The organism is Pseudooceanicola lipolyticus (assembly GCF_002786325.1).
In the GTDB taxonomy this organism is placed as follows: Bacteria; Pseudomonadota; Alphaproteobacteria; order Rhodobacterales; family Rhodobacteraceae; genus Pseudooceanicola_C; species Pseudooceanicola_C lipolyticus.
Genome location: NZ_PGTB01000118.1, coordinates 1 through 13,031 on the forward strand (window position 1 = coordinate 1; position 13,031 = coordinate 13,031).

12 protein-coding genes and 1 pseudogene are annotated in these 13,031 nt (G+C 64.3%); 7 read left to right on the forward strand and 6 right to left on the reverse strand.

What is annotated here, in order from left to right:
* The 6 genes from cysG to CVM52_RS19200 form a co-directional block, all read left to right on the forward strand.
* Positions 1–1,227, forward strand: a 1,227-nt coding sequence (gene cysG, locus CVM52_RS19175) for a siroheme synthase CysG (RefSeq protein WP_100164042.1), incomplete at its 5' end; no start/stop codon positions are given.
* Entirely contained in the window at positions 1,227–1,541 is a 315-nt protein-coding gene (locus CVM52_RS19180; RefSeq protein ID WP_100164043.1) for a DUF2849 domain-containing protein, read from the forward strand. The genes cysG and CVM52_RS19180, both read left to right, overlap by 1 nt.
* An 83-nt stretch (positions 1,542–1,624) precedes the next feature.
* Positions 1,625–3,289, forward strand: coding sequence for a nitrite/sulfite reductase (locus tag CVM52_RS19185; protein WP_100164044.1), 1,665 nt, complete (start codon positions 1,625–1,627; stop codon positions 3,287–3,289).
* Positions 3,279–4,058, forward strand: a complete 780-nt coding sequence (locus tag CVM52_RS19190) for a phosphoadenylyl-sulfate reductase (protein WP_100164045.1) — start codon at positions 3,279–3,281, stop codon at positions 4,056–4,058. The genes CVM52_RS19185 and CVM52_RS19190 overlap by 11 nt, the downstream gene beginning before the upstream one ends.
* A complete protein-coding gene (locus CVM52_RS19195) occupies positions 4,055–4,462 on the forward strand; it encodes a DUF934 domain-containing protein (RefSeq protein ID WP_100164046.1) in 408 nt (135 codons plus the stop codon). Before CVM52_RS19190 ends, CVM52_RS19195 begins: the two co-directional genes overlap by 4 nt.
* Positions 4,463–4,531: 69 nt before the next feature.
* Positions 4,532–5,392 (forward strand): ferredoxin--NADP reductase, encoded by an 861-nt coding sequence (locus CVM52_RS19200; protein WP_133119901.1) that lies wholly within the window; start codon positions 4,532–4,534, stop codon positions 5,390–5,392.
* Positions 5,393–5,425: 33 nt separating this feature from the next.
* On the opposite strand, the gene CVM52_RS19205 is transcribed toward CVM52_RS19200, so the two are convergent.
* Positions 5,426–6,076, reverse strand: coding sequence for a hypothetical protein (locus CVM52_RS19205; RefSeq protein WP_100164047.1), 651 nt, complete (start codon positions 6,074–6,076; stop codon positions 5,426–5,428).
* Between the two features lie 400 nt (positions 6,077–6,476).
* Between CVM52_RS19205 and infC the strand changes: the two genes are divergently transcribed.
* The gene (infC, locus tag CVM52_RS19210) at positions 6,477–7,064 is read left to right on the forward strand and encodes a translation initiation factor IF-3 (RefSeq protein WP_442439579.1); all 588 of its coding nucleotides are present in this window, start codon (positions 6,477–6,479) and stop codon (positions 7,062–7,064) included.
* A 230-nt stretch (positions 7,065–7,294) separates the two neighbouring features.
* Here infC and CVM52_RS19215 read toward each other — a convergent pair whose 3' ends face one another.
* The 5 genes and pseudogenes from CVM52_RS19215 to CVM52_RS19235 form a co-directional block, all read right to left on the reverse strand.
* Positions 7,295–8,080, reverse strand: a complete 786-nt coding sequence (locus CVM52_RS19215; RefSeq protein WP_100164048.1) for an FAD binding domain-containing protein — start codon at positions 8,078–8,080, stop codon at positions 7,295–7,297.
* 30 nt (positions 8,081–8,110) lie between these two features.
* Positions 8,111–10,474, reverse strand: coding sequence for a xanthine dehydrogenase family protein molybdopterin-binding subunit (locus CVM52_RS19220; protein WP_100164049.1), 2,364 nt, complete (start codon positions 10,472–10,474; stop codon positions 8,111–8,113).
* Positions 10,475–10,561: 87 nt separating this feature from the next.
* Positions 10,562–11,047 (reverse strand): (2Fe-2S)-binding protein, encoded by a 486-nt coding sequence (locus tag CVM52_RS19225; RefSeq protein ID WP_100164050.1) that lies wholly within the window; start codon positions 11,045–11,047, stop codon positions 10,562–10,564.
* Between the two features lie 187 nt (positions 11,048–11,234).
* Positions 11,235–12,701, reverse strand: coding sequence for a hypothetical protein (locus tag CVM52_RS19230; RefSeq protein ID WP_172721046.1), 1,467 nt, complete (start codon positions 12,699–12,701; stop codon positions 11,235–11,237).
* Between the two features lie 106 nt (positions 12,702–12,807).
* Positions 12,808–13,031, reverse strand: a pseudogene (locus CVM52_RS19235) (molybdopterin-binding protein); the annotation flags it as partial.

The following is a 13,031-nucleotide window of genomic DNA, read 5'->3' on the forward strand; positions in this document are numbered from 1 at the left end:
AAGCTGGAGCTGCGGCGCCGGGCGCTGCAGGCCGGGGATCTGGACGGCACCGCGCTGTTCTATGCCGCCGACGAGGATGCGGCCGAGGACGCCCGCACCGCGACGCTGGCGCGGACTGCCGGCGCGCTGGTCAACGTGGTCGACAACCTGGAAGACAGCGACTTCATCACCCCGGCGATCGTCGATCGCGACCCGGTGACCGTGGCGATCGGCACCGAGGGTGCGGCTCCGGTGCTGGCGCGGGCGATCAAGGCGGATCTGGAGGCGCGGTTGCCGGTGACGCTGGGCGCGCTGGCGCGGATCGGCAAGGGCTTTCGCAAGATGGCCGAGGCGCTGCCGCTGGGCCGGCCCCGGCGCGATTTCTGGGCCGATTACTATTTCAACGCCGGTCCGCGGGCGATGGATAACGGCGGCGAAGACAGCGTGCGCGACCGGCTTGACGCGCTGCTGGACGATCATCTGGCGCGTCCGGCGCGGCCCGGACATGTCGCCTTTGTCGGTGCCGGCCCCGGCGATCCGGAGCTTTTGACGCTCAAGGCGCGGCGGGCGCTGGACAAGGCCGATGTGGTGATCCACGACCGGCTGATCAGCCTCGAGATTCTGGAACTGGCCCGGCGCGAGGCGATCTTGGTCGATGTCGGCAAGGAAGGCTTTGGCCCGTCGACGCCGCAGGGTGAGATCGACGCGCTGATCGTCGCGCATGCCCGCCAGGGCGCGCAGGTGGTGCGGCTGAAATCCGGCGATTGCACCGTGTTCGGCCGCCTGGACGAGGAAATCGACGCCTGCGACGCCGCCGGCGTGACTTGGCATATCGTGCCCGGCATCACCGCCGCTTCGGCCTCGGTTGCCGCCATCGGCCAGAGCCTGACCCGGCGCGGCCGCAACAGCGCGGTGCGGTTCCTGACCGGGCATGACATGCAGGGCTTTGCCGATCACGACTGGGCCCAGCTGGCCCGCCCCGGCGAGGTGGCCGCGATCTACATGGGCAAGAAATCCGCCCGTTTCGTGCAGGGGCGCCTGCTGATGCATGGCGCCGACCGTGCCACGCCGGTCACGGTGATCGAAAACGCCTCGCGCCCCGAACAGCGGGTGCTGGCCACCACGCTGGACGCCCTGCCCGCCGACCTGGCCGATGCCGAGATGCACGGCCCGGCGCTGACCTTCCTTGGCCTCGCCCCGCGTGCGGCGGCGGCGGCCGTTCCCAACCTGCAGAAAGAGTTTGCCTGATGCCCCGCCCCTTTACCCCCAAGGTCGTCACCGCCAATCACCTGCTGGAAGGCGACGTGATCTACCAGACCGCCGGCAATGAGTGGACGCGCGAACTGTCCGAGGCCGAAGTCCTGCGCGACGAGGCCGTTGCCAAGACCCGGCTGAGCTTTGCCGAGCAGCAGGCCGCCACCGTCGTCGGCGCCTATCTGGCCGACGTCAAGGTCGGGCCGCGCGGCCCCGAACCGGTGCATTTCCGCGAGGATTTCCGCCGCACCGGACCGTCCAACTATCACCACGGCAAACAGGCCGAGACGCCGCAGCCCCGGACCTGACACCGGGGCCTGCCCCGGCTTGATCGGGGCCGCCACGACCCAGAACGCATCCCGCCCATCGGGAGACGAAAAGGAACGCCAGAATGTACCGCTATAACGACTTCGACACCGCCTTCCTGGCCGAGCGCAACGCCCAGTTCCGCGCCCAGGTCGAGCGTCGGATCGACGGGTCTCTCACCGAGGACGAGTTCAAGCCGCTGCGCCTGATGAACGGGCTGTATCTGCAGCTGCACGCCTATATGCTGCGGGTGGCGATCCCCTATGGCACGCTGAATTCGGCGCAGATGCGCCAGTTGGCGCTGTTGGCCGAGAAGTGGGACAAGGGCTATGGCCATTTCACCACCCGGCAGAACATCCAGTACAACTGGCCCAAGCTGCGTGACGTGCCCGACATGCTGGACGCGCTGGGCGAGGTCGGACTGCACGCGATCCAGACCTCGGGCAACACCATCCGCAACGTGACCTCGGATCACTTCGCCGGTGCCACCGCCGAGGAAATCGCCGATCCGCGCCCGGTGGCCGAACTGATCCGGCAGTGGTCGACCGATCACCCGGAATTCCAGTTCCTGGGCCGCAAGTTCAAGATCGCCATCACCGGGGCCGCGCATGACCGCGCGGTGACCCGCGCCCATGATATCGGCCTGCGCATGGTGCGCCAGGGCGGCGAGGACGGGTTCGAGGTGATCGTCGGCGGTGGCCTGGGCCGTACCCCGATGATCGGCAAGGTGATCCGCGACTTCCTGCCCAAGGCCGACCTGCTGCCTTACCTCGAGGCGATCCTCAGCGTCTACAACCTGCTGGGCCGGCGCGACAACAAGTACAAGGCGCGGATCAAGATCATGGTGCACGAGCACGGGATCGACGATATTCGCGACCGGGTCGAGGCCGCCTTTGCCGAACGCCGCGCGGCGTTTTCCGGCATCGACCAGGAATTGCTGGCCGAGTTGGAGGCCGCCTTTGCGGCGCCGGATTTCCGGGTGGCGCCGGTCGATGCCTTCCAGGCCGCCTATGACAGCGATCCGCTGTTCCGGTCCTGGGCCGACACCAACCTGGATGCGCACAAGGCCGACGGCTATGCCATCGTCTCGATCAGCCTGAAGGCGCATGGTGAGACGCCGGGCGATGCCACCGCCGCGCAGATGCGGGTGATGGCCGACCTGGCCGAAACATACGGCCATGACGAGCTGCGCATCAGCCACGAGCAGAACGTGATCCTGCCGCATGTGCATAAATCCGACCTGCCGGCGCTGCATGCCACGCTGAAGCAGCACGGGCTGGCGACGGCGAATATCGGGCTGATCTCGGACATTATCGCCTGCCCCGGCATGGATTACTGCGCCCTGGCAACCGCCCGGTCGATCCCGATCGCGCAAGAGATCGCGACCCGCTTCGACGAGCTGAAGCTGGAGCATGATGTGGGGCCGCTGAAGATCAAGATCTCGGGCTGCATCAATGCCTGCGGGCATCACCATGTCGGCCATATCGGCATTCTCGGGCTCGACCGTGCCGGGGTGGAGAACTACCAGGTCACCCTGGGCGGCGACGGCACCGAAACCGCGGCGATTGGTGAACGTGCCGGGCCGGGCTTTTCGGCGGACGAGATCGTGCCGGCGGTGGAACGCCTGGTGCTGGCCTATCTCGACCTGCGCAACAGCCGGGACGAAACCTTCCTTGCCGCCTACAGCCGCCTGGGGGCCGCCCCGTTCAAGGCCGCGCTATATCCGGAAGCTCATGCCAATGCCGCTTGACCGGAAACCCCGGCCCGTCTTCGACGACGCCCCTGCCGTCGCGGTCGATCCCGCGCTGGCGGCGCGCGTTGCCGAGCTGAACGCGCGTTACAAGCATCACAGCGCCACCGAGGTGATGCATGGCGCCCTGAAGGATGCGGGCAAGATCGCCCTGGTGTCGAGCTTTGGCGCCGAATCCGTGGTTCTGCTGCACATGGCGGCGATCATGGACCGGTCGGTGCCGGTGCTGTTTATCGACACGCAGATGCTGTTTGCCGAAACCCTGGTCTACCAGACCGAGGTCAGCGAACGGCTGGGGCTGCGCAATGTGCAGATCATCCACGCCGCCGAGAGCGAGTTGAAGCGGCTGGATCCGGACCGCACCCTGCACCAGTTCGACACCGATGCCTGCTGCGACCTGCGCAAGACCGTGCCGCTGAACAACGCGCTGGCGGGCTATGACGGCTGGATCACCGGACGCAAGCGGTTCCAGTCGGGCACCCGCGCGGCGCTGGACTTTTTCGAGGTCGAGGCCGCCACCGGCCGGATCAAGATCAACCCGCTGGCGCATTGGGCGCCGGAGGATGTGAAGAACTATATGGAAGAGAACCGCCTGCCCCGGCATCCGCTGGTGGCCAAGGGGTATCCGTCGATCGGCTGCGCCCCCTGCACCTCGCCGGTGAAACCCGGCGAAGACCCGCGCGCGGGGCGCTGGCGCGATCAGGACAAGGACGAATGCGGCATCCATTTTGTCAATGGCAAGGTGGTGCGGACAGGAGCAGCGAAATGAGCATTATCGTAAAAGACAGCGGCTTTGCCGCCGATGACTGGGACGCCGAGTACACCCCGCTGGCCGAGGCGCAGGCCGGAACCGTGGTGCTGGACGTGCCGGCGGATGCCGATCCGCTGGACCTGGCCGAACTGATCGGCGCGGCCAGCATGATCCGCGTCGATTTTCCCAGCTTTGCAAACGGGCGCGGTTTCACCATCGCCCGGCGGCTGCGGTTGATGGGGTACCAGGGCCGCCTGCGTGCCCGGGGCCACGTGTTGGCCGATCAATATGCCATGGCCCGCCGCGCGGGATTCGACGAGGTCGAGATCAGCGAGGATCTGGCCGCGCGCCAGCCCGAGGATCAGTGGCTGGCGCGGGCAAACTGGCAGGCGCACAGCTATCAGGCGCGCCTGCGCGGCTAAGTCCCCTTTTCATTCCGAGCTGAATAGAAGATTACTCAGAGGCGCCGCATCCTGGACGGCGAAAACCGTATGACAGAAATGACCCCAGTGACCAAATCCGCGATCCAAGCCACTCCCGTCAAGACCCCGGCCCTGCCCGATGCCCAGACCGTCACCTCGGTCCAGCATTGGACCGACCGGCTGTTTTCGTTCCGGGTGTCGCGGCCGCAATCTTTGCGTTTCCGGTCGGGGGAATTCGTGATGATCGGCCTGATGGGCGACCCGGACCCGAAGACCGGCAAGCAGAAGCCGCTGCTGCGCGCCTATTCGATCGCCTCGCCGGCCTGGGACGAAGAACTGGAATTCTACTCGATCAAGGTGCAGGACGGTCCGCTGACCTCGCGGCTGCAACATATCCAGCCCGGTGACCAGATCATCCTGCGGCCCAAGCCGGTGGGCACGCTGGTGCATGACGCGCTGCTGCCGGGCAAGCGCATCTGGTTCTTCGCCACCGGCACGGGATTTGCGCCGTTCGCCTCGCTGCTGCGCGAGCCGGAGACCTATGAGAAATACGACGAGGTGGTGATCACCCATACCTGCCGCGAGGTGGCCGAACTGGAATATGGCCGCAAGCTGATCGAAGAGCTGAAGCAGGACGAGCTGATGATCGAGCTGATCGGCGCCGAGAACCTGGCCAAGATCCGCTATTACCCAACCACAACGCGGGAAGAGAGCCCCAAGATGGGCCGGATCACCGAGTTGCTGAAAGACGGCAGCGTGTTCCGCGACCTGGGGATCGAAACGATGAACCCGGAAACCGACCGCGCCATGGTCTGCGGCTCGCTGGGATTCAACATGGATCTGAAGGAAGTCCTGGAAAGCTTTGGCCTGCGCGAAGGCGCCAATTCCGATCCCAAGGAATATGTCGTCGAAAAGGCCTTTGTCGGCTGAGCGCCCGGGCGGCTGCCAAGGGCGGCCGCGCGGTCAAAACCGGTTTTGGTTGCGCTCGGGCTTCGGATCGAGCGCAAATACCGAGGCGTCGGGGATCGCCAGCCCCGTAAACAGCGCCAGGAACAGGCTGGCGGTCAGCACCGAGGTCTGTTCGAACCAGGGCACCATGCTGCCCGACACCGCATCGAAGGAATGGCCGAGGATGATGGCAAAGGCCATCACCAGCCCCATCAGCGCAACCACACCGGACATGTCGGATTTGGCCGCGCGCTTATGCGGCAGGCATTCGACGCAATAGGCCACCGCCAGCAACCCGACGCCGGTTCCGCGTGCCATCCCGTCGCCCGGAGACAGTTTCCCGAACAGCAGCGCGTCCAGCCCGCTGCCATTCTCGGTCACGATCACCATGTTCAGGCCGACCAGGATCACCACAAGCAGCAATGGGATCCGCACCCGCCACACGCGGTTGGCGGCCGTCATGTGGGCCTGGATCACCGCGATCGCGATCAGGCAGAAACAGGCGGCGGTGGTGGGCACCATGGCGGCATAGGTCGCCTTGACCCGCACCAGAACCTCCAGCCCGGCGCCCCAGCCAATCACCAGCACTGCCACCGACAGCAGCGCCACGCCCAGTGCCAGAGTGACCTGGATACGCCGGCGCCAGGTATCGATCAGCGCATGCATGTCAATTCGGGATTGGACGTAGACGCAGCCAAGATTGTCGGTTCCTCCACTGGTGCGTGTGACCATCCGCACCGCACCAGACTAGCCAAATACGGAAAAAAATTCCACCATTTCAACTCAAGCATGCTAAATTTCCTTAGCAAATGCACCAAAAGTGGATCGCGGGCCTCACAATCGATGCGGATCATGTCGGCGCCCCGCCCCTGGCTGAGAGGTCGGATGGCTGACGCCGAAGCCATGCAACCGCCGCGGTTTCCCTTGCGCGGAGCGCCGACGCCACGTCTGGCGCCCAAGTGCGGCAACAACCGCCGCCAACCTGTTGTCGCCGCGCATAATCGCTGCTGGCAAAGGCATTTGGAGCAGAATTGCGACTTGAACCGCCGCCGACCCAAGATTACGTTTGCGCTCCATAAATCACCATACAAGGAACGATTCCATAGCCCGCAGACCTCACAACGCGCCGCCCACCCGCGACACCGGCCCGCGCGTCAACGACAAGATCCGTGCCTCCGAAATCCGCCTGATCGGAGCGGAAGGTGAAAATATCGGAGTCGTCTCGCCCGACAGGGCGCTTGAACTGGCCGAACGGGCCGGATTAGACCTTGTCGAAATCTCGCCCAATGCCACGCCGCCGGTCTGCAAGATCATGGATTTCGGCAAGTTCAAATATGAACAGCAGAAACGCGAGAGTGAGGCGCGCAAAAAGCAGAAGGTGATCGAGGTCAAGGAAGTCAAATTCCGGCCCAACACCGACACGCATGACTATGACGTGAAGATGCGCAACGTCTTCAAGTTCCTGGAGAACGGCGACAAGGTGAAGGTCACCCTGCGCTTTCGCGGCCGCGAGATGGCGCACCAGAACCTGGGCCGCGAGCTGTTGGAACGGGTGGCCGAGGACACCAAAGAGATCGGCCGGGTGGAAAACTTCCCCAAGATGGAAGGCCGCCAGATGATCATGATGATCGGCCCGCTGCCCACTAAGGGCTGAGGCAAAGAGTCTTGCCCGTAAGGGCGCGTCCCGCATGGGGACACCGAAAAAACGGCTATCGGGATTTTCCCGGTAGCCGTTTGATTTTGGGCAACATGTTAGGCCGAGGCCAGTCAGCAGGTAGATCCGCTCGCAGGCCAAGCTGCGCAGTGGCTTCGCCGCTGGTCGGGCGTTGAAGTTCAAGGGCTGCCCCAAAACGCGGACAGCCCAGCAACAGCCGGCCTAAAGCGTTAGCCTGCCGCGGCCACCGCGCGTTTGGTCAGCACCCCGACCAAATGTGCGCGATATTCGGACGAGCCGTGCAGGTCGGCGATCATGCCCTCGGCGGGCAGGCTCAGCCCCTCGATCGCGCTGGCCGCGAAGTTGGAGGCCAGCGCCGCTTCGGCCTCGCTCCAGCGGAACACGCCGTCTTCCGACGCGCCGGTCACCGCGACGCGAACACCATCGGCGTATTTGGCGACGAAGACGCCGACCAGCGCAAAGCGCGAGGCCGGCTGTTCGAACTTCTGGTAATTGGCCTTTTCCGGGATCGGGAATTTCACCGCGGTGATGATCTCGCCCTCGTCCAGCGCGGTGGCGAACATGCCCTGGAAATAGTCGTCGGCGGCGATGTCACGGTTGTTGGTGACGATGGTCGCCCCCGACCCCAGCGCCGCGGCCGGATAATCGGCCGAGGGGTCGTTATTGGCCAGCGATCCGCCGATGGTGCCGCGATTGCGCACCGCCGGATCGCCGATCAGTGTCGCCAGCGCCGCCAGGGCCGGATAGGCCCCCGCCTCGCGCGAGACGGTGGCGTGGGTCGTGGCAGCACCGATGGTGACAACGCCGCCCTCCGACGACACGCCCTTGATCTCGTCGATGCCGGTCAGGCTGACCAGCGTGGTCGGCGAGGCCAGCCGCTGTTTCATCGTCGGGATCAGGGTCTGGCCGCCGCCAAGCGCCTGCGCCTCGTCGCCGCCAAGCGCGCTGATCGCATCGGCCAGCGTCGCGGGCTTTACGAACTCGAAATTATACATCTTGCGTCTCCGTTTCCTTGCACCGCGCGGTCAGCCCTGCATCGCCGCCCAGACGCGCGCGGGCGACAGGGGCATGTCGATATGAGTTATATCTTTACCAGCCGAGCGCAGCGCGTCCACCACTGCATTGACCACCGCGGGCGGCGATCCGATCGCCCCGGCCTCGCCACAGCCTTTCACCCCCAGCGGGTTGTGGGTGCAGGGCGTCTGGCAGGAATGGTCCACCTCGAAGGATGGCAGGTCATCGGCGCGCGGCATCGCGTAATCCATGTAGGAGGCGCTGAGAATCTGGCCGCTTTCGTCATAGATGCAACCTTCCAGCAGCGCCTGGCCGATACCTTGCGCCAGCCCGCCATGCACCTGGCCGTCGACGATCATCGGGTTGACGATATTGCCGAAATCATCGGCCGCAATCATCCGCTCGATGGTCACCTTGCCGGTTTCCGGATCGACCTCGACCTCGCAGGCATAGGCGCCGGCCGGATAGGTGAAATTGGCCGGATCGTAGAACGCGGTTTCCTCCAGCCCCGGTTCGAGATCCTCCAGCGGGTAGTTATGCGGCACATAGGCCGCCAGGCAAACATCGCCCCAAGCTACCGACTTGTCGGTGCCCGCGACGCTGAAGGCGCCATCCTTCAGCTCGATATCGCTTTCGCTGGCCTCCATCAGATGCGCGGCAATCTTCTTGGCCTTGTTGATGATCTTCTCGGTGGCGCGCACCATCGCCGAGCCGCCCACCGCCAGCGAGCGCGAGCCATAGGTGCCCATGCCCATCGGCGCATTGGCGGTGTCGCCATGCACGATCTCGACCATCGATTCGTCGATGCCGATCATTTCGGCAATCACCTGCGGGAACGCGGTTTCGTGCCCCTGCCCGTGGCTGTGGCTGCCGGTCATCACCACCAGACCGCCGGTGGCATTCACCCGCACCGTGGCGCTTTCGTACAGCCCGGCGCGCGCGCCCAGCTGGCCGACCAGGTTGGACGGGGCGATGCCGCAGGCCTCGATATAGCAGTTCACCCCCATCCCGCGCAGCTTGCCCTTGGCCTCGCTGGCCTTGCGGCGTTCGCCAAAACCGGCAAGGTCGGCCATCGCCTCCAGCTTGTCCATGGTGGCGTGATAGTCGCCGGTGTCATATTCCACCGCCACCGGGGTGGCATAGGGAAACTCGGTGATGAAATTCTGCCGGCGCAGCGCGATCGGGTCGATGTTCAGCTCGCAGGCCGCCTTGTCGATCACCCGCTCCAACTGAAAGGTCGCCTCGGGCCGCCCGGCGCCGCGATAGGCATCGACCGGCACGGTATTGGTGAACACCGCCTTGACGTTCACATAGATCAGCGGGGTCTTGTAATTCCCTGCCATCAGCGTGCCGTGCAGCCATGTCGGCACCGATGGCGCGAAGGTGGACAGGTAGGCGCCCATATTGGCATAGGTCTCGGTCCGGATCGCGGTAAAGTTATTCTCTGCGTCCAGCGCCAGTTCGATCTTGGTCACGTGGTCGCGGCCATGCGCGTCCGAGATGAAGGCTTCGGACCGCGACGCCGTCCACTTCACCGGCCGGTTGATCGCCTTGGCGGCAAAGGTACAGAACGCCTCTTCGGCATAGTGAAAGATCTTGGTGCCAAATCCGCCGCCGACATCCGGCGCGACCACGCGAAGCTTGTGCTCGGGGATGCCGAGCACGAAGGCGCCCATCAGCAGGCGGATCACATGCGGGTTCTGCGAGGTGGTGTAGAGCGTCGATTCATCGGTGGCGCGGCGATAATCGCCCACCGCGACGCGCGGTTCCATCGGGTTGGCGACCAGGCGCTGGTTCACCAGTTCCAGGGTGGTGACGTGCGCCGCCTCCTTGATCGCCTTGTCGACCGCCTCGCGGTTGTCTTCGACAAAGCCCCAATCATAGCAGAGGTTGCTTTTCAGGTCGTCATGCACCTTGGGCGCGCCGTCGGCCAGCGCCGCCTTCATGTTCATGACCGCCGGCAGTTCCTCGATATCCGTTTCGATCGCCTCGGCGGCGTCGCGGGCCTGTTCCGGGCTGTCGGCGACCACCGCGGCAATCGGATCGCCGACATGGCGCACCTTGCCCTGGGCCAGCACCGGGTGCGGCGGTTCCTGCATCGGTTCGCCGAACCGGTCGGTCACCTGCCAGCCGCAGGGCAGCCCGCCGACGCCTTCGAAATCCTTGCCGGTGAAAATGCGCACCACGCCGGGCATCTTTTCCGCCGCGCCGGTGTCCAAATTCTTGATCCGGCCATGTGCCACATCCGCGCGCAGGAAATGTACATAGGCCTGGCCGCGAATGTTGATGTCGTCGGTATAATTGCCGGTTCCGGTCAGGAACCGCAGATCTTCGCGCCGCTTGGTGCTGGCGCCGATACCATGATCCTTCGGCATAATTCGATCTCCTCCCTGGGATCGGTGCAGGCAGGGCCCGCACCCTCAATCGTCATCCTGTCCGGGTGCTCCTCCACCCGGGCCGGATCACTCCGCGGCGATGGCGGTGACGTCCTGACCGGATGCAGCCAAGATCGCCTTGACGATGTTGTGATAGCCGGTGCAGCGGCAGATATTGCCTTCGAGATATTCGCGGATCTCATGTTCGGACGGCTTGGGGTTTTCCTTCAGCAGCGCCGCGGCGGACATCACCATGCCGGGCGTGCAGAAACCGCATTGCAGGCCGTGATGGTCCTGGAACGCCTGCTGGATCACGTTCAGCGATCCGTCGGCATTGGCCTGGCCTTCGATGGTGCCCACCTCGGCACCCTCGGCCTCCAGCGCCAGCATGGTGCAGGCTTTCACCGCTTCGCCGTTCACATGCACCAGACAGGCGCCGCACTGGCTGGTATCGCAGCCGACATGCGTGCCCGTCAGGCTGAGCGATTCACGCAGAAACTGTACCAACAGCGTGCGGCCTTCGACCTCTCCGCTGACTTGCTTGCCGTTCACGACCATCGAGACTTGCGTCATGACGTCCTCCCTTGGATCTAGCTTGCTTGGGGGGAGTTTAAACACGACGCGTCGAGGTTGAGAAGCCGAAACCTCGCACTAATTCTGAGCAAAAAGTCGTAGAAACAAAAAACTTTATACGCTGGACGCCCAATTCGGGACCCGCTTGGGGCGGGTCGTTTTCGTTGGCGGAACCAGCCGGGATGAGTCAGGCGTAATCCTTCAGCTTCATGCCGGTCTCGTAATAGGTTGCTGCGATCGCCACCAATACCGATTCAAGCGCCTTGCCCACCGCGACCGCGTCATAGACGCCACCGACGCTGGTTGTGGCGCTGACCATCAGGTCGACCGCGACACCGAAGCGTTTCACCTTGGTGCCCGGCTGCTGCAGGCGCTTCATTTCGCTGCGGATGCGGATCACATCGTCCTCGGCCGTGGCCACCCGCTCGGCCAGCTTGAACGCATCCTCAACCACCGATTGCAGCTTTTTTTCGGCGCCCGGCAATTCCTTGAACAGGGCGCGCCAGTTCTGGAAATTCTTTTCCTTGCGCAGGTTGGCGATCAGCTTGTCATTCTTGTCGATCACCTTGGCAACGGCTTTTTGCAGCCCCTGGATCTTGACCGACATCATTGCCAGATGGCCTTCGATCTCTTTCAGATCGGCATTGGCCTTTTTCACCGTGGGCACCACGTCGATCCCGAGGACCGTATTCAGCGATTCAAGGGTGAATTCCCCCACCGCCTTGCCGCCCTTCATCTTCTTGCCGTCCTTCTCCGCGCGTTCGAACATTTTCTTCAGCGCCACCAGATAGGCGTCGAAGATCTGGATCTTCCTTTCCAGGCTCATGAACAGCGAGGTGATGTCTTTCACCAGCGCCACCGCCGAGCGCACGGTGCCGGCAATGGCCAGCGGCGTGGTGCCGGGCACCGCGATTCCGGCCGCGGCGATGCCGGTGCCGACCACCCCGGTGGTGATCGACACGCCCTTGTCGATCTTGTAGGCGCGCGCCATTTTCTCGTCGATGCCGATCTTGCGCAGCACCTGCGCCGGCACCTTGGTCAGTTCCTCGGACAGCTCCTTGGCGATCTGGTCCAGCAGCTGGGCCAGCGTCTTGCGGTCTTTCTTGGTCAGCGCGCCGTCGCGATGTTTGACAAAACCGTCGACCAGCGCCACCGACCGTTTGACGTAATCGTCGAACACCCGGTTCGACATCCGGTTCAGCAGCGCCTCGGCATTCTTGTCGCGCAGTTCGTCGACAAAGCCCGACATCAACTTGAGTTCGATATCCATGCGGCCGATCTGGTCGATCGGGCCTTCGTGGTTGATCTTGTCCTTCAGGTGCAGGCCGAAGGGTTTCTTGAACACGGTGGTCGGCGATTGGGTCAGCTTGGCGCGGCTTTTTTCGGCCATCGCCAATGCGCAGAGATCGCTGAGATTCTTATGCGCCTTGCGCTTGTCCAGCGGGTGGCGGCGATACTGGCTGTTGGCCTCTTTGGTCAGCGGATCGATCAGCGCGATCAGCCGGTCCAGCGCCGCGCGGTGGTCGATCACCGACAGTCCGGACTTGGTTTTCTTGACATCCTTGATGGCCTGGCTCATCGCCGCGAAATTCTTGGGCAGGTCTTTTGTCGGCCAGGCTGTTTTCCACCATCCGACAGATAACTGTGCGCTCATATCTCTATGTCCCGTTTCCTGTGGCCGAACCGGCAAAGGCATTCCGTGGCGTTAAGTAACGCCGATTCGGGAGCGTCTGGATATGACCAAGTTCACAAAGGCGGGGTCAGGACGGCGCCGCGCCGGAACGCGGCTGCGGCCGGGTCGGGATTTCCTTCAGCAACCCGCCCACCCCCATGCCGGCGATCTCGTCGGCGGTCGGGGCGACGCCGCAGGCGGCGCGTTCCAGCACCCAGTCGATCCCGCTGAGCGCCGGGGATCGGGCGCTGCCCGGCAGGCCGATCACGGTCTGAGCGCCGCGACGGCCCAGGAACAGCAGATTGCCCGGAT